Consider the following 21,839-nt stretch of genomic DNA (forward strand, 5'->3'; position numbering starts at 1 on the left):
AGCAGTGGGTCAGTCAAATAGTTATCAACTGACCCACCGCTATCGCGGGCAAGCCCGCTCCCACGTTGTGTTGTGTGTTATTCAAGCTGTTGGGTTACAGGGGGATCCCGGCCTTGACTCGATACTGATTACGCACCGGCGTCGCATATTGCAGCACCAGGTACGGTCGGTGCTCCGCCGGGCAGGCATTCAGTCGTCGCTCCCACTCCGCTTTCGCCTTGGCCAACTCATCCGCCGGGAACACCTCGGCAGCTGTCGGCACCTGCAATTGCGGGTCGGCGTCGCTCCACTGTGCGTATGCCAGGTAATGCACCGGGAACAACCGATACCCGCCGAGAATCTGCCGGTCCATCTCGGTGGCCAACAGCTTGGTGTCTTCAAAACGTTCGGTAATCGGTGGCGCAAAGTTGATATGGACCCGGCCCTTGTAACCGGTGATGCCCAGGGCAATGCTCACGTCATCTTCACCGGGCGCCTTGGTGTAGGTGCCGGTGGTGGCGCGGATATACAGCTCGCGAGCCTTGGCCGCATCGCACGGATCGTATTCGTAGCTGATGGACACAGGGGTCAGGTTCAGCGACAGGATGACGTCGGCGAACGGCTCTTCCTTGCGGCTCATATGGAACATCTTGAGGATCGCCGACTCGGTGCGATCATCCCCATCCTTGGCGCGGCCTTCGGCCTGGGCGATCCAGATCGACTGGCAGTCATTGCGGATCGAATGGTTGATGTAGGCCGACAGCAGCTGATACGCCGCCATCTTCTCGCGTCGCCCGGTGATGGAGCGATGCACGATAAAACTCTTGTTCAGGCGCATCAGGTCGCTGACAAACGGCTTCTGCAGCAGGTTGTCACCGATGGCTATCCGCGGTGTCGGCAGGCCGGCGTGGTACACCGCGTAGTTGACGAAGGCCGGGTCCATCACGATATCGCGGTGGTTGGCCAGGAAAACATAGGCCGTGCCGGACTTGAGCTGCTCGACCCCGGTATAGGTGACGCCGTCGGTCGCCCGATCAATGGTGTGGTCGACGTAAAACTCGACTTTGTCCTGCAAGGTGGCGACGGTGGTGACACCGGCGAACTCACGGCGCAGCTTCTGGGCGATCAGCGGCTTGAGCAGCCAGCCAAAGGCGCCGGCAAAGCGCGGGAAGCGAAAGTGGGTCAGGATGTCCAGAAAGGCCTTGTCACTGAACAGCCGGGCCAGCACTGCCGGGACTTCGCTGTCGTTGTAAGGTCGGATGGTATCGAATTCGCCCATCATGCTCTCTTGTTAGAAACGGCTAGGGTAAGTAAAGGTTTGGATCGATAAGTGACAGGGCGGGGTCTGAACAAATGGCATCAAACGAAAAAGCCCTGCAAATAGACCGGCGATTATACGCACAAGTCACCTGGGAGACCGCGATGCTCGAAAGTGCGCTGTACGATTGTCCTTATTGTGGTGAACGGATCGAGACAAGCGTGGATTTGTCCGGTGGCGACCAGAACTATATAGAAGACTGCCAGGTGTGCTGTCGGCCGATCATTTTCGACCTGCAGGTCCACGGCGATGAATGGATGCTCGAAGTGCGCAGCGAGAATGAATAAGGGGGGCGGCCATGCAACGAATCTACGAGCCGGAAAACCTGATGGAAGGCGAGTTGCTGCAACAAATGCTCGCCAGCGAAGGCATCGACGCCCATCTGGTGGGGCGCCATCTGCTCGGTGGCACGGGTGAACTGCCGATCTTCGGCCTGTTGGGCCTGGAGGTGGAGAACGACCAGGCCACCTACGCCCGTGAGTTGATCACCGCCTATATCGGTGCTCAACCGCTGCCCGGCGATGAACCCGACAGCTACCCCGACGTGCTGGTCTGTTAGGCTGTCGGTCGGTTTACCCAAGAGTCGTGTTGCCCCATGTGTGGACGTTATGCCCTGTTTCGCTGGAATCCCGCCTTTGCTGCCTTGCCGGGGTTCCCGGCGGATCAACAGGCCCAGTGGAATATCTCCCCCAATGATTCAGTGCTGATCCAGCGCGCCACCGATGGCCAGCGCACCCTGGCGCGGGCACGTTGGGGGCTGACGCCGCCGTGGCTGACCGATCTGTCCCGCACGCCGGCCCACGCCCGCGCCGAAACCCTGGCCGAACAGCCGATGTTTCGCGAGGCCTTTCGCCTGCGCCGGTGCCTGCTGCCAGCCAATGGCTTTTATGAATGGCGCGGCACCCAGCGCAAGCGGCCGTACTGGCTCACGCCGGGGGAGGGCTCGACCCTGTTTTTCGCAGCGATCTGGGAGGCCTACCCGGTGCAGGAGCAAGTGTGGCTGAGCGCGGCGGTGGTGACCCAGGCGGCGCAGAGCCAGCGCCGGCCGTTGATTCTGGACGCGGCGGGGCAAGCGGCCTGGCTGGATCCCGAGACGCCGTTGCATGTGTTGCAGGGCTTGCTGGCCAGCGAGCCGGCGGCGTTGCGTGAGCGGGTGCTGGCTAACATGGTCAATGATCCGAAGCTCAATGGGCCGGAGTGTTTGACCCCGGGTTGAGACTGGGAGTTGTGTGGGGGATTCGCTGGCGCCATCGCAGGCAAGCCAGCCCCCACATTTTGATTTGTGAATACCTTCAAATGTGGGAGCTGGCTTGCCTGCGATACGGCCCCAAACGCCACTGAAACCTTCAGACCTTGAACTGATTGATCAGCCGCCGCTGCTGCTCCGCCAACTGGGTCAGCCCCGCACTGGCGGCACTGGACTCATCCGCCCCGCCCGCCACCTCATTGGCCACCTGGCCGATATTGATCACATTGCGGTTGATGTCCTCGGCCACCGCGCTCTGTTCCTCCGCCGCACTGGCAATCTGCGTATTCATGTCATTGATCACCGACACGGCCTGGGTGATGGTCTCCAGGGCCTGCGCGGCCTTGGCGGCGTGTTGCACGCTTTCATCGGTGCGCTGCTGGCTGTCTTCCATGACCTGCACCACATCCCGCGTGCCTTGCTGCAATTGCTGGATCATGGCCTGGATTTCTTCGGTGGCCTTCTGGGTTTTCTGCGCCAGGTTGCGTACTTCGTCGGCTACCACCGCAAAACCTCGGCCCTGTTCGCCGGCCCGAGCGGCTTCGATGGCGGCGTTCAGGGCCAGCAAGTTGGTTTGCTCGGCAATGCCGCGAATGGCAATCAGGATCGCGTTGATGTTCTCGCTGTCCTTGGCCAGGGCCTGGACTACCGTCACCGCCTTGCCGATCTCCAGGGCCAGGGCGCCGATGGAAGTGGAGGTGTCGCGCACGATCTGCATGCCCTGGCTTGCAGCCTGGTCGGCATGGGTGGCGGCCTGGGCTGCCTGGGTGGCATTACGCGCCACGTCCTGGGCGGTGGCGGTCATTTCGTGCACGGCCGTGGCGACCTGGTCGATCTCGACCATTTGCTTGTGCACGCCCTGGTTGGTGCGGATGGCAATGTCGGCGGTGTGTTCCGACGAGTCGCTGACCTTCTGTACCGAGCTGACCACCTGGCTAATCATGCCCTGCAGCTTGATCAGGAAGGTATTGAAGCCGGCGGCAATCGCGCCCAGTTCATCGGCGCGGTCACTGGTCAGGCGACGCGTCAGGTCGCCTTCGCCCTGGGCGATGTCATTGAGCATCGCCACCATTTGCTTGAGTGGGCGGGCAATGCCGTGGCCCACCAGCCAGATCACCAGCAGGCCGATGCCGGCAATCAGCAGGCCGACCATGGTCATGCCGAAGATATCGGTCTTGCGCTGGGCGTCCAGGTCGCCTTGCAGGGTGTGCAGGTCGGCCATTACCGCGCCCAGGGGCAGTTGCAGCATCAGGGTCCAGCGCGCATCGGTCTGGCCGATATTGAAGGGCAGGAACAACTCGATATGCCCGTTTGCCTGGTCGATGTCGTAACGCACGTCACCGACCTTCAACTGGCCGAGGTTCTCCAGTTCATTCTGGTCGAGCAGGTCGCTGGCCTTTTCCCCCAGTTTGCTGGGGTCCTTGGTGTAGGCCACCAGGCGGCCGTTGCTGGAAATCAGCGCCATTTCGCCAGCGCCGTTGTAAAGCTTCTGGTCGGCGGCGGTGAGCATTTCCTGGATGAAATTGACCGACAGGTCGGCGCCGACAATGCCCTGGAACGCGCCGTCGATCATGATCGGTTCGATAAACGAGGCCAGCATCACCGTGGTGTTGCCCACGCGATAGGGCGCCGGGTCGATGGCGCAGGGCTTCTGGGTTTCCTTGGAGCAGAGGTAGTACTCGCTGGCGCGAATGCCGGTGGCGAGGATTTTCTGGTCGGTCAGGTCGGCGAGTTTTTCCAGGCCCAGGCTGCCATCCTGATTGCGGAACCACCAGGGCATGAAGCGCCCGTTGGCAGGTTCTACGCCGACGACGGCGGTGTTCAGGTAGTTGGCGTCATTGTGGTCGATGGCATTGGGTTCCCAGGCGATATAGGAACCGAGGATTTTCGGGTTGCGTACCACCGTTTCGTGCAGCAGGTTGATCAGTTGTTCACGGCTGACCTGCAGCGGGGCCGCGCCGTTTGCGTCCTTCATGCCCATCAGCGCATTGGTGGTGGCCAGGCCTTTGGCGGTCACCAGCGGCGCTTCCAGCTCGCGCTGGATCAGCGTGGCCTGGGTTTGCGCCAACGCCGTAAGGCGTTGCTCGATGATTTGCTCGAATTGCGCCTGGGTGCGGTCCTGCACCATCTCTTGGGTCCGTGCGCCGGCGAACAGCGCGTACAGCACCAGGGCCGCCACGACACTCAGGACAATGGCCCCGGCCAACGCCGCGACAGAAAACTGAATCGACTTGAATTTCATGAAGGCTCCTGGCGCTTGGGGGCATGATCTGCCTTTGTGTATCGGCCACAGGCCACGCAGACATGAGGCGCTGCCCTGCAAAAGAACCAGGCATGTCGTTTATAGAATGGTCGTGGGCGTCGGTGGCCTCTGAAATTAGCGGTTAAGCGTCAGGTGTATCTGGCGCCGATACATGAGAGGGCCTACGATACGCGCCATGTTTTCAGGGAGAATGTGCATGAAAAAATCATTGGCGGTAACGGCATTGAGCGCAGCCTTGCTGCTCGCCGGTTGCCAGTCGGTCAACACCACCAGCGGCGGTGCCGTGGGTGTGGAACGCAAGCAGTACATGTTCAGCATGCTGTCGAGCCAGGAAGTCGACCAGATGTACGCGCAGTCGTACCAGCAGACCCTGGGCGAAGCCAGTGGCAAGGGCCTGGTAGACAAGACCAGCGCCAACGCCAAGCGTGTGCAGGCCATTGCCAAGCGCCTGATCGCCCAGGCCCCCACCTTCCGTCCGGATGCGGCGCAGTGGAAGTGGGAAGTGAACCTGATCAAGAGCGACGAGATGAACGCCAACTGTGGGCCTGGCGGCAAGATCTTTGTCTACAGTGGCTTGATCGACACGCTCAAGTTGACCGATGACGAGCTGGCGGCGGTCATGGGCCATGAAATTGCCCACGCCCTGCGTGAACATGGCCGCGAAGCCATGTCCAAGGCTTACGGCATCGAAATGGCCAAGCAGGGCGCTGGCGCATTGTTGGGCCTGGGCCAGGACAGCATGGCGCTGGCCGATACCGTGGCCAACTACGGCATGACCTTGCCTAACAGCCGCAGCAATGAGAACGAAGCCGACCTGATCGGCCTGGAGCTCTCGGCCCGCGCCGGTTACGACCCGAACGCGGCGATCACGCTGTGGAACAAAATGGCCAAGGCTTCCGAAGGCGCACCGCCTGAATTCATGAGCACCCACCCGGCCTCCAGCAGCCGGATCGCCTCGTTGCAGGCGGCGATTCCCAAGGTGATGCCGTTGTACCAGCAGGCCAAGAAGTCCTGATAATCCAGGCCTTGTGAAGATCCAGATGTGGGAGCTGGCTTGCCTGCGATGGCGGAATGTCAGGTTAGATATATTTAACTGACCCACCGCCATCGCGGGCAAGCCCGCTCCCACATTTGCAATTAGATCCAGCCGCTGCTTTGCATGGCCTTGTACACCGCCACCAACGCCAGGATGAAGAACGCCGAAGCCGCCAGGCGCCGAATCAAGGTCAACGGCAGTTTCTCCGCCGCGAAATTCCCCGCCAGAACCACCGGTACGTTGGCAATCAACATGCCCAGGGTGGTGCCGATAATCACCAGCCACAACTCGGGGTATTGCGCCGCCAGCATCACCGTGGCGATCTGCGTCTTGTCACCGATTTCAGCGATAAAGAACGCAATCAGGGTGGTCAGGAACGGCCCGAACTTGCGCGAGGTGCTGGCTTCATCATCGTCGAGCTTGTCTGGCACTAGGGTCCACAGGGCCGTGGCGCAGAAGCTCGCGGCGAGGATCCAGTGCAGCACCGCATCCGAGAAGAAACTGCCAAACCAGGCACCCACGGCACCGGCAGCGGCGTGGTTGGCCAGGGTCGCGGCGATGATGCCGGCGATGATTGGCCAGGGTTTGCGAAAGCGTGCGGCGAGGATGAGCGCGAGCAATTGCGTCTTGTCGCCGATTTCGGCCAAGGCAACGATTGCGGTAGGAACGAGAAGTGAATCCAGCATCAGGTAGGTTTCCAGGGGCGGGTCGACACGGCTATGACACGTACAGCCTTCCCGCCCCGGGTAAGGTGTGCGTGTCATAGGTCTTGTCAAACCCCGGTCCGTCTGTGCGGACTCCTGGGTCGCATACGCCATGGTCTGCTGACCAAGTATGTTGACGTATGCCGGACGAGCATGTTGCTCGTGGGAGACTACTCCCCTAGGACGGAGCGGATTCTGCCTTGGCAAAATCCATTCGGCAAGCCTTCTTTTTCAAACGCCCGTCAGCCGCGCTTGGCCCGATAGATGCGAAAACCCTGGCCCTCGGCCTTGACTGCGCACACGCCCAGGTGCTCTTCGATCAGTGGTTGATACTTCAGGAAGCTATTGGCGACTAGCCGAAGTTCGCCGCCGTTTTTCAGATGTTGGCGTGCTTTTCGCAGCAGGTTTTCTGTGGCGAAATAATCCGTGTGTACCCCGACATGGAACGGCGGGTTACTCAGAATCGCATCCAGGCCCATGGGCGCGGCGTCGATGCCATCACCGGTCAGCACTTCGCCCTCCAGGCCATTGGCCTCCAGGGTCAGGCGACTGCTGGCGGTGGCGAAGGCGTCCACATCAAGCAGGGTCACGGTGTTGTGCGGGTAGCGCCGCTTGACCGCCGCGCCCAACACGCCGGCGCCACAGCCGAAGTCCAGCAGATGACCGCTGGGCAGTTTGTCCAGGTGTTCCAGCAACAGCGCGGTACCGCGATCCAGGCGGCCATGGCTGAACACGCCCGGCAGACTGACGACCTTGAGCGGTCCGTCGGCCAGTGGCACTTCAAACACCTGGGCCAGGCTCGCCAGTTCCGGCGCCGCCGGAGCATCGGCCACGGTGGCCAGCCACAGTTGGCAGTGCCGTGCGTTGTCGAGCTTGCGTGGCTTGCCGAAGGCGTTCAGTTGCTTGGCGGCGCTTTCGATGCCGCCGCGTTTTTCACCCACCAGGTACAGCTCGGCGCCCGGCAGCCGTGCCGCGACGGCCTTGAGGATGTAGTCGGCCAGATCCTTGGACTTGGGCAGGAACACCACCGCCGTGTCGAATGCGCGTTGCGGCACATCGACCCCGAAATGGCTGCGTTCGGCAAACCGCGCATCCAGCGCTGCCTGGTCGCCCGCATGCCAGCACCAGCCATGGGCATTGGGCAGGCGGCCCAGCAGGTCATCGGCGGGCAGGCCGGCCAGCAACACGTTGCCTTGAAAAAGTTCGGCCTGACGAAGCAGTACTTCACTGCGCGGATCCATGGTCTGCTCCCTGAAAAAGGAGCGCAGTTTATCAACTGACGACGCGCTGCGGTGCTCCGCTGAAAAAGCCCCGGGCGTTTTCAGTCAATTGGCCGACGATCCGTTGCCGTGCTTCGCGGCTGCCCCAGGCACTGTGTGGCGTGATGATCAGCCGTGGGATGTCGCTGGCCAGCAGCGGGTTGCCGGTGGTCGGCGGTTCGACGCTCAGCACATCGCTGGCCGCCCCGCCCAGATGACCGCCGCGCAAGGCGTCTGCCAGGGCCTGTTCATCGATCAGGCCGCCGCGCGCAGTGTTGACCACGAACGCGCCCGGCTTGAGCAGCGCCAACTCACGGGCCCCGATAAAGTGGCGCGTGTGTTCGTTGAGTGGGCAATGCAGGGTCAGCGCATCGATCTGCGGCAGCAGTTCGTCCAGCGGCACCCGGTCTGCACGGGCCGGGCGGCCGGGGATAGCGCCCAGTAGCACGCGCATGCCAAACGCTTGGGCCAGGCGCGCGACGGCGCCGCCCAACTCGCCATGGCCCAGCAAGCCCAGGGTTTTGCCTTCCAGCTCGACAATCGGGTAATCCAGCAGGCAGAACTGCTTGGCTTGCTGCCACAGGCCGGCGTCGACGTCTTTTTGATAGTCCTTCAGGCGTGTGGCGAGGTTGAGCAGCAGCATGATCGTGTGTTGCGCCACCGATGGCGTGCCGTAACCCTGGCAGTTACTAACGGTAATGCCCTGGGCGCGGGCAGCGGCCAGGTCGACGTTGTTGGTGCCGGTAGCAGCGATCAGGATCAGCTTCAGTTCGGGGCAGGCGGCCAGAGTCTGGGCGTTGAGCAGGATCTTGTTACTGATCGCTACCTGGGCACCTTGCAGGCGTTCGACCACCTGATCGGCCGAGGTCTGCTCACACAGCTGCAAGTCGCTGAACGTCTCGCGCAATTCGCTGAGGTCGAGGTCTCCCTGGTCCAGGGAAGGATGATCAAGGAAGACGGCGCGGCGATTGTTCGTCATCAACTGTACCTTTTGCGACAGAGTTCGAAGGCGTAATCTGCCGAGCCTACCAGATGAAATAATCAGTTACTTCTTGGAGTGTGCATGTACCTCACCGAGTTTTTGACCGTGGCGTTGATTCACCTGCTGGCCGTGGCCAGTCCCGGGCCGGACTTTGCCGTGGTGGTACGCGAGAGCGTGACCCATGGCCGGCGCGCCGGTACCTGGACGGCGCTGGGCGTCGGCTCGGCGATTTTTCTTCACGTTGGCTACTCGCTGCTTGGTATCGGCTTGATCGTGTCCCAGTCCATCGTGCTGTTCAACGCCTTGAAATGGGCGGCGGCGGCCTACCTGTTGTACATCGGCTTCAAAGCCCTGCGGGCGCAGCCGGCCAAGCCTGCCGGTGCAGAAGAGCTGCACCGTGAAGTGGGCGAGCGCAGCGCTCGCGGCGCCTTTACTTCGGGCTTTGTGACCAATGGCCTGAACCCCAAGGCCACGCTGTTTTTCCTGTCGCTGTTCACCGTGGTGATCAACCCCCACACGCCGCTGGCGATCCAGGCCGGTTATGGCCTGTACCTGGCGGTAGCCACCGCCGTGTGGTTCTGCATGGTGGCCATGTTGTTCAGCCAGCAGCGCGTGCGCGCAGGCTTTGCGCGCATGGGCCACTGGTTTGATCGGAGCATGGGCGTGGTGCTGATTGCCATCGGTGTGAAAGTGGCTTTCACCGACCGCTGAGTGCGTCATTCGTGAATGAATGCTGGCGCAAAGCTAGCATTCATCCGATTCTGCAAATCATTCCTTCGGCTGATTTGGCCGGCGTGCAAGGTCTCTACAGTGCAAATCCTTTAGCCAAGACCGTGCAGTCATAAAAAGGGATTCGTATGTTGCAGACTCGTGTTATCCCGCCCGCCGAAGGCGCGTACCAATACCCGCTGTTGATCAAACGCCTGTTGATGTCGGGCGCCCGCTACGAGAAAACCCGGGAAATCGTCTACCGCGACAAACTGCGCTACACCTACCCAACCCTGACCGAACGTGTCGCCCGCCTGGCCAATGTGCTGACCGCAGCGGGAGTCAAGGCCGGTGATACCGTGGCCGTGATGGACTGGGACAGCCACCGTTACCTGGAGTGCATGTTCGCCATCCCGATGATTGGTGCGGTGATTCACACCATCAACGTGCGCCTGTCGCCAGAGCAGATCCTGTACACGATGAACCACGCCGAAGACCGCTTTGTGCTGGTCAACAGCGAGTTCGTCGGCCTGTACCAGGCCATTGCCGGGCAGTTGACCACCGTCGACAAGACCCTGTTGCTGACCGATGGCGACGAAAAAACCGCTGACCTGCCCAACCTGGTAGGCGAGTACGAAACCCTGTTGGCCGCTGCCAGTACCCAGTACACCTTCGAGGACTTCGACGAGCACTCGGTGGCCACCACTTTCTATACCACTGGCACCACCGGTAACCCCAAGGGTGTGTATTTCACCCACCGCCAACTGGTGCTGCACACCATCGGCGTGGCGACCATCATGGGCAGCGTCGACAGTGTGCGCCTGCTCGGCACCAACGATGTGTACATGCCGATCACGCCGATGTTCCACGTGCACGCCTGGGGCTTGCCGTATGTGGCGACGATGCTCGGGCTGAAGCAGGTTTATCCAGGCCGCTACGATCCGGAATACCTGGTGGAGTTGTGGCGCAAGGAAAAGGTCACGTTTTCCCACTGCGTGCCGACCATCCTGCAGATGCTGCTCAACGCCAAGGCCGCCCAGGGTGTGGATTTTGGCGGCTGGAAGATCGTCATCGGCGGCAGTGCCCTCAACCGTTCGCTGTACGAAGCGGCCAAGACCCGTGGCATCCAGCTGACGGCGGCCTACGGCATGTCCGAGACCGGACCGCTGGTGTCCTGTGCCCACCTCAATGAAGAACTGATGGCCGGCAGCGAAGACGAACGCACCACCTACCGGATCAAGGCCGGTGTGCCGGGGCCGTTGGTGGAAGCCGCGATCATCGACGGCAACGGTAACTTCCTGCCGGCCGATGGCGAGTCCCAAGGCGAACTGGTGCTGCGCGCGCCATGGCTCAGCGAAGGCTATTTCAACGAGCCGCACAAAGGCGCCGAGCTTTGGGAAGGCGGCTGGATGCACACCGGCGACGTGGCCACCCTCGATGCCTTTGGCGTGATCGATATTCGCGACCGTATCAAGGACGTGATCAAGACCGGCGGCGAGTGGATCTCGTCCCTGGCGCTGGAAGACCTGGTCAGCCGTCACCCGGCGGTACGTGAAGTAGCGGTGGTCGGGATTGCCGACCCGCAGTGGGGCGAGCGCCCGTTTGCCCTGCTCGTGGTGCGCGAAGGCCACGGGATTGGTGCGCGCGAACTCAAGGAGCACCTCAAGCCGTATGTCGAGCAGGGCCACCTGAGCAAGTGGGCGATTCCAAGTCAGATTGCCATTGTTACGGAAATTCCCAAGACCAGCGTCGGCAAGCTGGACAAGAAGCGTATCCGGATCGACATCATCGAATGGCAGGCCAATAACAGCACCTTCCTCTCCACGCTCTGACCCCTCCTGCCGTGCCCGTTCGGGCACGGCAATGCTCTATTACAGGCCTTCGCCTTGTTATTTGCGTAATTTGAGCCATTCTCTTTCGCGTCAGCCCTCGCTGACATGGCGAAAGGGCTGTCGCAGACGGGTTGGTGATGCAAATCACACTTTAGAGGGATCAAGCGCTACCCCCTGCTGGCTATAGTCCCTCCCAGAGTTTTTCAAGGATGCGGCGCTGCGGTCCTGGGTGGTCCGGCGGCAGTCTGGCATTGGAATCGTTGTATTCCGGCCGTTACAAGCGTGTTTGAAAAGGCTCACTGCCATAACAATAAAATGCACATGGAGTAGCGTCGATGACCTCAGTAAATCAGTTCTGGCGCCGGGCGAGATTGCCCCTGGCGGTCAGTCTTGCCTCGACCCTCGCCGGGCCCGCATTCGGCGTCAGTTTCAACATTGGTGAGGTCGAAGGCAGCTTCGACTCGTCCCTGTCGGTGGGGGCCAGTTGGGGCACGTCCAAGCCCAACAAGGACCTGATCGGTGCCAACAACGGCGGCAGGGGGCTGTCGCAGACCTCCGATGACGGCCACTTGAACTTCAAGCGTGGGGAGACGTTCTCGAAGATCTTCAAGGGTATCCATGACCTGGAACTGAAGTACGGCGATACCGGTGTGTTTGTGCGTGGCAAGTATTGGTATGACTTTGAACTCAAGGACGAAAGCCGCGAGTTCAAGGACATCAGCGACCACAATCGCAAAGAGGGCGCCAAGTCTTCTGGCGGGCAGATCCTCGATGCGTTCATCTACCACAACTACTCCATTGCCGATGCCCCGGGTTCGGTGCGTTTTGGCAAGCAAGTCGTGAGCTGGGGTGAAAGTACCTTTATCGGTGGCGGTATCAACTCCATCAACCCGATCGACGTGTCTGCGTTCCGTCGTCCGGGTGCCGAGATCAAGGAAGGCCTGATTCCGGTCAACATGTTCTACGTGTCGCAATCGTTGACCGATAACCTGTCGGCGGAAGCGTTCTATCAGTTGGAGTGGGACCAGACGGTTACCGACAACTGTGGGACTTTTTTCTCGCAGCCGGATGTTATTTCCGATGGTTGCAACGACAACCTGCGGGTGCTGAACAAGCGTTCGCAATTCCCGGCAACAGCGATCCCGTTCCTGACGTCCCAAGGGGTCGACATGAACGAAGAGGGTGTGAAAGTCGCCCGTGGACCTGACCGCGATGCACGTGACAGTGGGCAGTTCGGTTTTGCGTTTCACTACAACTTTGAACCGCTGGATACCGAGTTCGGTGCGTACTTCATGAACTATCACAGCCGTGCGCCGATTTTCAGTGGCCAGGGCGCCTCCCAGCGCGTGTTCAACCTTGCCAATAACCTTCCAGCCCCGTTGGCCGGCCTGGCGCCGGTTATTGTCGCGGGTAATTCCAACTATTTTGTTGAATACCCGGAAGACATTCGCCTCTACGGTTTGAGTTTCTCCACCACCTTGCCTACGGGCACGGCGTGGAGTGGTGAGTTGAGCTACCGTCCGAATGCGCCTGTACAACTCAACACCACGGATATCCTGTTTGCAGGTGTTACTGGGGTTAATGGGTATAACAACGCCTCGGTACTCAAGGGGCAGCCTGGGCAGGACTTGCATGGCTATCGCCGCAAAGAAGTCAGCCAATTCCAAACTACCTTTACGCACTTCTTCGATCAGGTCATGGGGGCAAGCCGCCTGACGACCGTGGGTGAGATTGGTGTGACGCATGTCGGGGGGCTTGAGAGTAAGTCTGACGCGCGTTATGGGCGTGACCCGGTGTTTGGGCCAGGCAGCTTGCCCGGCGGTTTCTGTAACCGTCTCAATGCTTCGACCTCCGCTGGTGCCGGGCTGGGTGGCAGTACTGCCGGCTTGAACACCAATTGCAACCAGGACGGCTACACCACCGCCACTTCCTGGGGTTACCGCGCCCGTGCGATCTGGGAATACCCGGACGTCTTCGCCGGTGTCAACCTCAAGCCAAGCGTGGCTTGGTCCCATGACGTCAAAGGTTACTCGCCAGGCCCTGGCGGCAACTTTGAAGAGGGCCGCAAGGCCGTCAGCCTGGGTGTGGATGCTGAATACCAGAACACCTACACCGTCAGCCTGAACTACACCAACTTCTTTGGTGGCGACTTCAGCACGGTGGATGACCGCGATTTTGTCGCCTTGAGCGCCGGCGTGAACTTCTAAGCACACTCTTTAAGCAGTCAGTATTTTCAGGAAGACCAGAACATGAAAATAACCAAAAGTCTGTTGCACGTGGGTGTGCTGGGACTGTCGATCATGGCCAGCAGCGTCATGGCGGCGGTCTCGGCGGATGAAGCCGCCAAGCTGGGCACCACATTGACCCCGATGGGCGCGGAAATGGCCGGCAACGCTGCCGGCACCATCCCGGCCTGGAAAGCCCTGCCGACCAACGCCGGCGCCGTGGATGCCAAGGGCTTCCTGGCCAACCCGTATGCCAGCGAGCAGCCGCAGTTCACCATCACCGCGCAAAACGTCGAGCAGTACAAAGACAAGCTGGCCCCGGGGCAGTACGCGATGTTCAAGCGCTACCCCGAAACCTTCAAGATGCCGGTGTACACCACCCATCGCGGCGCCACCGTGCCGCCGGAAGTGTTCGCCGCCATCAAGAAAAACGCCACCAGCACCAACCTGGTAGGTGGCGGTAACGGCCTGGAAAACTTCGAGACCGCGATTCCGTTCCCGATCCCGAAAAGCGGGGTCGAGGTGATCTGGAACCACATCACCCGTTATCGCGGGGGCAGCGTCACGCGCCTGGTGACCCAGGCCACGCCACAGGCCAACGGCTCGTACAGCCTGGTGTACTTCCAGGATCAGTTCGTGTTCCGCGACAAGATGAAGGACTACGACCCGAAAAACCCGGGCAACATCCTGTTCTACTTCAAGCAGCAAGTGACCGCCCCGGCGCGCCTGGCCGGTGGTGTATTGCTGGTGCACGAGACCCTGGACCAGGTGAAGGAACCGCGCGCGGCGTGGGTCTACAACGCCGGCCAGCGCCGTGTGCGCCGGGCGCCGCAAGTGTCCTATGACGGGCCGGGTACCGCTGCCGATGGCCTGCGTACCTCCGACAACCTCGACATGTACAACGGTGCGCCGGATCGCTACGACTGGAAGCTCGAAGGCAAGAAGGAAATCTACATCGCGTCCAACAGCTACAAGCTCGACGATCCGAAGCTCAAGTACTCCGACATCATTAAGGCCGGCCACATCAACCAGGACCTGGCACGCTATGAACTGCGCCGCGTCTGGCACGTGGTCGCAACCCTGAAGGAGGGCCAGCGCCATATCTACGCCAAACGTGACTTCTACATCGATGAAGACACCTGGCAAGCGGCGGTGATCGACCACTACGACGGTCGTGGCCAGCTGTGGCGCGTGGCTGAAGCCCATGGCGAGAACTACTACGACAAGCAAGTGCCGTGGTACGCCCTGGAAACCCTCTACGACCTGCAGTCCGGCCGCTACCTGGCACTGGGCATGAAGAACGAAGAGAAAAAGGCCTATGACTTCGGCTTCACCGCCACCACCAAAGACTTCACCCCGGCGGCCCTGCGCCAGGACGGTGTTCGCTAACGTGCAGTAAACACGTTGGCCTCTGTAGGAGCTGGCTTGCCAGCGATGGCATCACCTCGGTCTATCTGACATACCGAGGCGATGCCATCGCAGGCAAGCCAGCTCCTACATTTGTTTGGGGGGGCTGAACATCGCTGGTTATTTCTTGTTGTAGTCTTTTTCAGACAAATGTTGCAAAGATCTACAAAGCGACGGGTTTTAACGCTAGTCTGCGGACATCTGCAATGCCGACCACAGCCTACTACAAGAGCCCGGCGATGACTGATCTGTCCCCAATACAAGGGCCTGCCAGTGCGGTAATCCCCACGCTGGAAGGGCGCTTCTATCGACCCCCACTGCCTGATGGCTATGTGCTGCGCCCACGCCTTTGCGAGCGCCTGAGCGCGGGCCTGGAGGGGCGTTTATTGCTGGTCAGCGCGCCGGCCGGGTTCGGCAAGAGCTCGCTGGCGGTGGAGTTCTGCCAAAGCCTGCCGGATCACTGGCAAAGCCTGTGGCTGGGCCTCAGTGCGCGGGACAGTGATCCGGGGCGTTTCCTTGAACGTCTACTGGAGGGTCTGCAACAGTATTTCCCGCAGGTAGGCAGCCAGGCCCTGGGCCTGCTGAAAATGCGTCAGCGCCACCAGCCGTTTGCCTTTGAAGAATGGCTCGATGGCTTGCTCGACGAATTGACCGTCCATCTATCCACACGCACGCCGTTATTACTGGTGCTGGATGACTACCACCTGGCCCAGGGGCCGGTGCTGGATCGCTGCCTGCAATTTTTCCTCAATCATTTGCCTGATGGCTTGTTGGTGCTGGTCACCAGCCGCCAGCGTCCCGACTGGCATTTGGCGCGGTTGCGTTTGTCCCGGCATTTGCTGGAGTTGCATGAGCAAGACCTGCGCCTGACCAACGACGAATCCCTGGCCTTGCTTGACCGCCACAGCAGTTCGTTGCGCGGTGAGGCACTGGACAATCTGATCCGCCGCAGCGAAGGCTGGGTGGCCGGCCTGCGCTTCTGGTTGCTGGCGGCCGCCGAAGCCGGCAGCGAGGCCAACCTGCCCCAAGGCCTGCATGGTGGCGAAGGGCTGATCCGTGACTATCTGCTGGAAGAGGTGATCGATTGCCTGCCGCCGGAAGTCCAGGCGTTCTTATACGACACCGCCTCCCAGGAGCGTTTTTGCAGCGAGCTTTGCGATGCGGTGCGCGAGGCCCATGACAGCGCGGAAATCCTGCGTTACCTGCAAGCTCATCAGGTATTCCTGGTGCCGCTGGACGAACAGGGTCACTGGTACCGCTATCACCACTTGTTTTCCGATTTGCTGCGCACCCGGCGCTCGCCGAATGCGATGCTGCCGGCCGCCAGCCTGCACTTGCGCGCCTGTCGCTGGTTCAATGCCCAGGGCTTGCTCGATGAAGCCGTGGAACAGGCCCTGCGCGCCGGGCATCTGGATGTAGCGGCGAACCTGGTGCAGAACCTGTCTGAAGAGCAACTGCTGGCTGAACAGAATGTCGGCATGCTCCTGCGCTGGAAGATGGACTTGCCTGACAGTCTGTTGATCAGCACGCCCCGCTTGATCGTGCTCTACAGCTGGGCGCTGGGGCTGGCCTGTCAGTTGGACGCCGCAGAAGAACTGTCCAGCCATCTCAGCCGCTTCCTGCCGGCACCGTCGGCCACGGCGCAGAAGTCGATGCTCGCCCAGTGGCTGGCCCTCAGTGGCATCATTGCCCGTGGGCGCGGCAATCGCGAGCTGACCCAGCTGTATTGCAGCGAAGCCCTGGAAAGCCTGCCGCTCAAGCGTTACGGCCAGCGCTTGATGTGCCTTTCGACCCTGTCGAACCTGGCCATCGTCGACGCCGACCTGTGGCGCGCACGCGGCTTGAATCGCGACTCCCTGGAGCTGGCGCAACGTGTCGGCAACCCGCTGTTCGAGGCCCTGGCCCATTACGATCGGGCGCGGGTGTTGCAGGCGCGCGGGGAAATCCTGCGCTCCCTGGACGAGGTGCGCGAGGGCCTGCAACGCTTGCAGGGCCTGGCGCCCCAGCGCCTGTATGCGGTGCGTGCGCGCCTGTCGCTGTACGAAGGGTTCCTGCTGCTGATGCGTTGCCAGCCCGAAGCCGGGCTGTTGCGCCTGCGTGCCGGGTTAGCCGAGGCTCGCGCCTGCCGGGATATCAGCGTGTTGATCGGCCACTGTGTCATCGCCAACCTCGAGGGGCGCCGTGGTGATTTCCCCAAGGCCTTTGCCGAGCTGGCCGAAGCCGAGCGGCTGATGCATATCTGGGATGTGCCGCCGATTTACTACCTGGCCATGATCACATTGATCAAATGCGAGTTGTGGCTGGCCCAGGGCCGTACGGACCTGGCCGATGCCTGGCTGGCGCGGCTGGGGCAAACCTACAACGGCGACCAGGCTGCCGCCGCCCCGGAGTTTCATCCACATCTGCCGCAACATATCGAATTGCAGCAGGCGGCCCTGGATGCCATTCGTGGCCAAGCCGAAAACGCCCTGCGCCGGCTCGATGCACTCGCCCGGCAAGCTGAAGGCAAAGGCCAGCAGATGATCGCAGTGATGGCCCTGAACCAGTACGTGCTGTTGTTGCTGGATGACGGTCAGGCTGCATCGGCCCGCCCGGTTTTTGCCCGCGCCCTGCAAGTGGCGAGCGGCGGTGCGTTGCAACCCTTCCAACGTTTGCTGGAACGTTATCCGGACTGGATGCGTGAGCAACTGGGCCACGCGCCGAATGACCTGCTGCGGCAAAGCTTGTGGGCCTTGCTGCCGGTAGTTGCCCTGCGCGAGCCGATCGAAATCACCCACACCGGCGAAACCTTGAGCGCCCGTGAGCTGGCGGTGCTGCAGTTGATCGCCCAAGGGTGTTCCAACCAGGAAATCAGCAACCAGCTGTTTATCTCGCTGCACACCGTCAAGACCCACGCCAGCCATATCAACAGCAAACTGGGAGTGGAACGCCGTACCCAGGCCGTCGCGCGGGCGCAGGAGATGGGGTTGTTGGGGTAAGGGGGAGACTTGCGCCGCAAAAGCCGGATAATGGCGGCCAATTCGTTTGCTCCGCTATTCTGGTAATCCCGCATGGAAATCAAGGTCAATTTTCTCGACAACCTCCGGCTTGAAGCCAAGTTCGACGACTTCACCGTGGTGGCCGACCAGCCGATTCGCTACAAGGGCGATGGCTCGGCCCCCGGTCCGTTCGACTACTTCCTGGCTTCGTCGGCGTTGTGTGCGGCTTACTTTGTGAAGTTGTACTGCAGCACGCGCAATATCCCCACGGACAATATCCGCCTGTCGCAGAACAATATTGTCGACCCGGAAAACCGCTACAACCAGATCTTCAAGATTCAAGTCGAGTTGCCTGCCGATATTTCCGATAAGGATCGCCAGGGCATCCTGCGCTCCATCGACCGCTGTACGGTAAAGAAAGTGGTACAGGCCGGGCCTGAGTTTGTCATCGAAGAGGTAGAAAACCTCGACGCCGACGCCCAGGCGTTGCTGATGCCGGCTTCTGCGTCAGACGCGGGTACCTATATTGCGGGCAAGGACCTGCCGCTGGAGCAGACCATCGCCAACATGTCGGCCATTCTGGCGGGCCTGGGCATGAAGATTGAAATCGCTTCGTGGCGCAATATCGTGCCCAATGTCTGGTCGCTGCATATCCGCGATGCGCATTCGCCGATGTGCTTTACCAACGGCAAGGGCGCGACCAAGGAAGGCGCACTGGCGTCGGCGTTGGGCGAGTTTATCGAGCGCCTGAACTGCAACTTCTTCTACAACGATCAATTCTGGGGCGAAGACATCGCCAACGCGGCGTTTGTGCACTACCCGGACGAGCGCTGGTTCAAGCCGGGCCGCAAAGACGCGCTGCCGACTGAAATTCTCGATGAGTACTGCCTGAAGATCTACAACCGCGATGGCGAGTTGCGCGGTTCGCACCTGATCGACACCAACTCCGGCAATGAAGAGCGTGGCATCGTCTCACTGCCGTTTGTGCGCCAGTCTGACGGCGAGGTGGTGTATTTCCCCTCCAACCTGATCGAAAACCTGTACCTGAGCAACGGCATGAGTGCCGGTAATACCCTGGCCGAGGCGCAGGTGCAGTGCCTGTCGGAGATCTTCGAGCGCGCGGTAAAGCGCGAAATCATCGAAGGTGAATTTGCCCTGCCGGATGTACCGGCCGACGTGCTGGCCAAATACCCAAGCATCCTCGCCGGTATCCAGGCCCTCGAAGAGCAGGGCTTCCCGGTGCTGGTCAAGGATGCGTCCCTGGGCGGCGAGTTCCCGGTGATGTGCGTGACCCTGATGAACCCGCGCACCGGGGGCGTATTTGCCTCGTTTGGTGCCCACCCAAGCCTGGAAGTGGCGCTGGAGCGCAGCCTGACCGAGTTGCTCCAGGGCCGTAGTTTCGAAGGTTTGAACGACTTGCCGCAGCCGACCTTTGAGGGGCATGCGGTGACCGAGCCGAACAACTTTGTCGAACACTTCATCGACTCCAGCGGCGTGGTGTCGTGGCGTTTCTTCAGTGCAAAATCCGATTACGCGTTCGTGGAGTGGGATTTCTCCGGCCAGGGCGAAGACTCGAACGCCGAGGAGGCTGCCACCCTGTTCGGCATTCTCGAAGGAATGGGCAAGCAGGTCTACATGGCGGTGTACGAGCATATCGGCGCCAAGGCTTGCCGGATCCTGGTACCGGACTATTCGGAAATCTATCCGGTGGACGACCTGATCTGGGATAACACCAATAAGGCGCTGTTCTTCCGCGCCGATATCCTGAACCTGCACAGCCTGGATGAAGAGGGCCTGCAAGCGCTGGTCGAGCGCCTGGTGGAAAGCGAACTGGATGACTACACCGATATCACCACCCTGATCGGCATCGAGTTCGACGACAACACCGCCTGGGGCCAGTTGACGATCCTGGAGCTGAAGCTGCTGATCTATCTCGCCTTGCAGCAGTTTGAAGAGGCGAAGGAAGCGGTGGAGATGTTCCTGCAATACAACGACAACACCGTCGAACGCGGCCTGTTCTACCAGGCGGTGAATGCAGTGCTGGAGATGCAGTTGGACGAGGACCTGGAGCTGGAAGACTACGAGGCCAACTTCCGCCGGATGTTTGGCAACGAGCGCATGGACGCCGCCATTGGTTCGGTGGATGGCAGCGTGCGCTTTTATGGCCTGACCCCAACCAGTATGAAACTGGAAGGGCTGGACCGGCACCTGCGGTTGATCGACAGCTACAAAAAACTGCACGCGGCACGGGCCAACAGCTAGAAGGGACTCCTTATGCAAATCACAACTCCTGGACTGATCCGTGAAACCTTCCCCGTCGGCCCGTTGCAGTGCAACTGCACGATCATCGGTGACCCGATCAGCAAGAAGGCCATCGTGGTCGATCCGGGCGGCAACCATGAGCTGATCCTGGCGCGCCTCGACGCACTGGGCTTGAAGGTGGTGAGCATCATCCACACCCATGCGCACCTGGATCACTTCCTGGCCTCCGGCCAGTTGAAAGAAAAGACCGGCGCCACGCTGCACCTGCACAAGGAGGATCAGTTCCTGTGGGATAACCTCGAAATGCAGTGCCAGATGTTCGGTGTGCCCTACACCCCGGTGCCGTCGCCGGATCGCTGGCTGGCCGATGATGAAGAGCTGGCCTGTGGCTGCGGCGTCGCCTTGCACACGCCTGGGCATACGCCGGGCTCGATGAGTTTCTGGTTTGCCGATGCCAAGCTGCTGATCGCCGGCGATACCTTGTTCCGGCGCGGGGTAGGGCGCACGGATTTGTGGGGCGGCGACCAGGCGACCATCGTGCGGTCGATCAAGCAGCGGCTTTATACCCTGGACGAAGGGGCGACCGTGGTGACCGGGCATGGCCCGGATACGCGCCTGGGGGATGAAATGCGCGAAAATCCGTTTGTCAGGGCCTGACAGCGCGAGGCTCTGCTAGGGTTTAGGTGAGCGTGCCGGCGTTTATCTTTTGTCACAGGTGCGCGGCGGAGTACGGAATTTTTACCGTTTGTCGCGTTCCAAACTCGGCACAGGTCCATTGCCAATGTCCTCTGCATCACAGAATGCAAAAGTAGGAGCTTCCTTCATGTTCACTTCGCGTCGTCTGCTTGTTGTTGCTACCGCGGTAGCCCTATTGTCGGGCTGTGCTTCCCCTAACCCTTACGATGGCAGCCAGGGACAGGCGGACAACGGTTCGCAAGGCATGAGCAAAACCGCCAAATACGGCGGCCTCGGCGCGCTGGCGGGTGCGTTGGCCGGTGCAGCCATTGACCATAACAACCGTGGCAAAGGCGCGCTGATCGGCGCGGCGGTAGCCGGTATCGGCGCTGCGGGTTATGGCTATTACGCTGACCAGCAGGAAAAGAAACTGCGTGAAAGCATGGCCAACACCGGCGTCGAGGTGCAGCGCCAGGGTGACCAGATCAAGCTGATCATGCCGGGCAACATCACGTTTGCGACCAACTCCGATGCTATCGCCAGCAGCTTCTACACCCCGCTGAACAACCTGGCTGGGTCACTCAAGCAGTTCAACCAGAACACCATCCAGATCGTCGGCTACACCGACAGCACCGGCAGCCGCCAACTGAACATGGACCTGTCCCAGCGTCGTGCGCAAAGCGTGGCCAATTACCTGACGTCCCAAGGTGTCAGCCCGACCAACCTGACCACCCGTGGTGCCGGCCCGGATAACCCGATTGCCAGCAACGCCGACGTCAACGGTCGTGCGCAGAACCGTCGCGTGGAGGTCAACCTCGGCCCGATCCCCGGCCAGCAGTATGGCCAGCCTGCGCAGCAACAGCAGCAGAGCAACCAGTTCCAAGGCAATCCGTACCAGCAGTACCAGTAACCGTCAGCCAATAAAAAGGGCGCCGTGCAGTCAATGCAAGGCGCCCTTTTTTGTG

General features: G+C 60.9%; 17 protein-coding genes and 1 riboswitch. Of the genes, 12 read left to right on the plus strand and 5 right to left on the minus strand.

Going from position 1 to position 21,839, the window contains the following annotated elements:
• Positions 1-94: 94 nt before the first annotated feature.
• Entirely contained in the window at positions 95-1,258 is a 1,164-nt protein-coding gene (locus HBO19_RS01090) for a 1-acyl-sn-glycerol-3-phosphate acyltransferase (RefSeq protein ID WP_169956393.1), read from the minus strand.
• Between the two features lie 143 nt (positions 1,259-1,401).
• On the opposite strand from HBO19_RS01090, the gene HBO19_RS01095 reads away from it, so the two are divergent.
• Genes HBO19_RS01095 through HBO19_RS01105 form a run of 3 tightly spaced genes read left to right on the plus strand, consistent with a single transcriptional unit; the run spans position 1,402 to position 2,513 of the window.
• A complete protein-coding gene (locus tag HBO19_RS01095; protein WP_029297780.1) occupies positions 1,402-1,584 on the plus strand; it encodes a CPXCG motif-containing cysteine-rich protein in 183 nt (60 codons plus the stop codon).
• Between the two features lie 11 nt (positions 1,585-1,595).
• Positions 1,596-1,856: a DUF2007 domain-containing protein gene (locus tag HBO19_RS01100; protein ID WP_029297781.1), complete on the plus strand. Its 261-nt coding sequence runs from the start codon at positions 1,596-1,598 to the stop codon at positions 1,854-1,856.
• A gap of 36 nt (positions 1,857-1,892) precedes the next feature.
• Positions 1,893-2,513 (plus strand): SOS response-associated peptidase, encoded by a 621-nt coding sequence (locus tag HBO19_RS01105; protein ID WP_169956388.1) that lies wholly within the window; start codon positions 1,893-1,895, stop codon positions 2,511-2,513.
• A gap of 130 nt (positions 2,514-2,643) precedes the next feature.
• Here HBO19_RS01105 and HBO19_RS01110 read toward each other — a convergent pair whose 3' ends face one another.
• The gene (locus HBO19_RS01110; protein WP_169956386.1) at positions 2,644-4,785 is read right to left on the minus strand and encodes a methyl-accepting chemotaxis protein; all 2,142 of its coding nucleotides are present in this window, start codon (positions 4,783-4,785) and stop codon (positions 2,644-2,646) included.
• A gap of 217 nt (positions 4,786-5,002) precedes the next feature.
• Here HBO19_RS01110 and HBO19_RS01115 point away from each other — a divergent pair, with 217 nt between their 5' ends.
• Positions 5,003-5,821 (plus strand): M48 family metallopeptidase, encoded by an 819-nt coding sequence (locus tag HBO19_RS01115; RefSeq protein ID WP_169956384.1) that lies wholly within the window; start codon positions 5,003-5,005, stop codon positions 5,819-5,821.
• Positions 5,822-5,943: 122 nt separating this feature from the next.
• Here HBO19_RS01115 and HBO19_RS01120 read toward each other — a convergent pair whose 3' ends face one another.
• The 3 genes from HBO19_RS01120 to HBO19_RS01130 all read right to left on the minus strand — a co-directional run bounded on the left by HBO19_RS01120 (position 5,944) and on the right by HBO19_RS01130 (position 8,784).
• On the minus strand, positions 5,944-6,528 hold the full coding sequence (locus HBO19_RS01120; RefSeq protein WP_029297789.1) for a TMEM165/GDT1 family protein: 585 nt from the start codon (positions 6,526-6,528) through the stop codon (positions 5,944-5,946).
• Between the two features lie 89 nt (positions 6,529-6,617).
• Positions 6,618-6,737: riboswitch (yybP-ykoY riboswitch) on the minus strand.
• Between the two features lie 51 nt (positions 6,738-6,788).
• Positions 6,789-7,787 carry a class I SAM-dependent methyltransferase gene (locus HBO19_RS01125; protein WP_169956382.1) on the minus strand — a complete coding sequence of 333 codons (999 nt, stop codon included), beginning with the start codon at positions 7,785-7,787 and terminating at the stop codon, positions 6,789-6,791.
• Positions 7,788-7,818: 31 nt separating this feature from the next.
• On the minus strand, positions 7,819-8,784 hold the full coding sequence (locus tag HBO19_RS01130) for a 2-hydroxyacid dehydrogenase (RefSeq protein ID WP_170056743.1): 966 nt from the start codon (positions 8,782-8,784) through the stop codon (positions 7,819-7,821).
• An 84-nt stretch (positions 8,785-8,868) separates the two neighbouring features.
• Between HBO19_RS01130 and HBO19_RS01135 the strand changes: the two genes are divergently transcribed.
• From HBO19_RS01135 to HBO19_RS01170, 8 genes are all read left to right on the plus strand, one after another.
• Positions 8,869-9,498 carry a LysE family transporter gene (locus HBO19_RS01135; protein ID WP_170056744.1) on the plus strand — a complete coding sequence of 210 codons (630 nt, stop codon included), beginning with the start codon at positions 8,869-8,871 and terminating at the stop codon, positions 9,496-9,498.
• Between the two features lie 146 nt (positions 9,499-9,644).
• Positions 9,645-11,327 (plus strand): fatty acid--CoA ligase, encoded by a 1,683-nt coding sequence (locus HBO19_RS01140; protein ID WP_170056745.1) that lies wholly within the window; start codon positions 9,645-9,647, stop codon positions 11,325-11,327.
• Positions 11,328-11,662: 335 nt separating this feature from the next.
• Positions 11,663-13,534 carry a DUF1302 domain-containing protein gene (locus HBO19_RS01145; RefSeq protein ID WP_170041750.1) on the plus strand — a complete coding sequence of 624 codons (1,872 nt, stop codon included), beginning with the start codon at positions 11,663-11,665 and terminating at the stop codon, positions 13,532-13,534.
• Between the two features lie 42 nt (positions 13,535-13,576).
• Positions 13,577-14,941 (plus strand): DUF1329 domain-containing protein, encoded by a 1,365-nt coding sequence (locus tag HBO19_RS01150; RefSeq protein WP_169956372.1) that lies wholly within the window; start codon positions 13,577-13,579, stop codon positions 14,939-14,941.
• A 257-nt stretch (positions 14,942-15,198) separates the two neighbouring features.
• A complete protein-coding gene (locus HBO19_RS01155) occupies positions 15,199-17,937 on the plus strand; it encodes a LuxR C-terminal-related transcriptional regulator (protein WP_170056746.1) in 2,739 nt (912 codons plus the stop codon).
• A 72-nt stretch (positions 17,938-18,009) separates the two neighbouring features.
• Positions 18,010-20,199 (plus strand): OsmC domain/YcaO domain-containing protein, encoded by a 2,190-nt coding sequence (locus HBO19_RS01160; protein ID WP_169956368.1) that lies wholly within the window; start codon positions 18,010-18,012, stop codon positions 20,197-20,199.
• 12 nt (positions 20,200-20,211) lie between these two features.
• Complete coding sequence (locus HBO19_RS01165; RefSeq protein WP_170056747.1) at positions 20,212-20,856, plus strand: MBL fold metallo-hydrolase; 645 nt, start codon at positions 20,212-20,214, stop codon at positions 20,854-20,856.
• A gap of 166 nt (positions 20,857-21,022) precedes the next feature.
• Entirely contained in the window at positions 21,023-21,784 is a 762-nt protein-coding gene (locus tag HBO19_RS01170) for an OmpA family protein (protein WP_170056748.1), read from the plus strand.
• Positions 21,785-21,839 lie beyond the last annotated feature (55 nt).

Source organism: Pseudomonas sp. WS 5021 (genome assembly GCF_012985535.1).
Taxonomy (GTDB): Bacteria; Pseudomonadota; Gammaproteobacteria; order Pseudomonadales; family Pseudomonadaceae; genus Aquipseudomonas.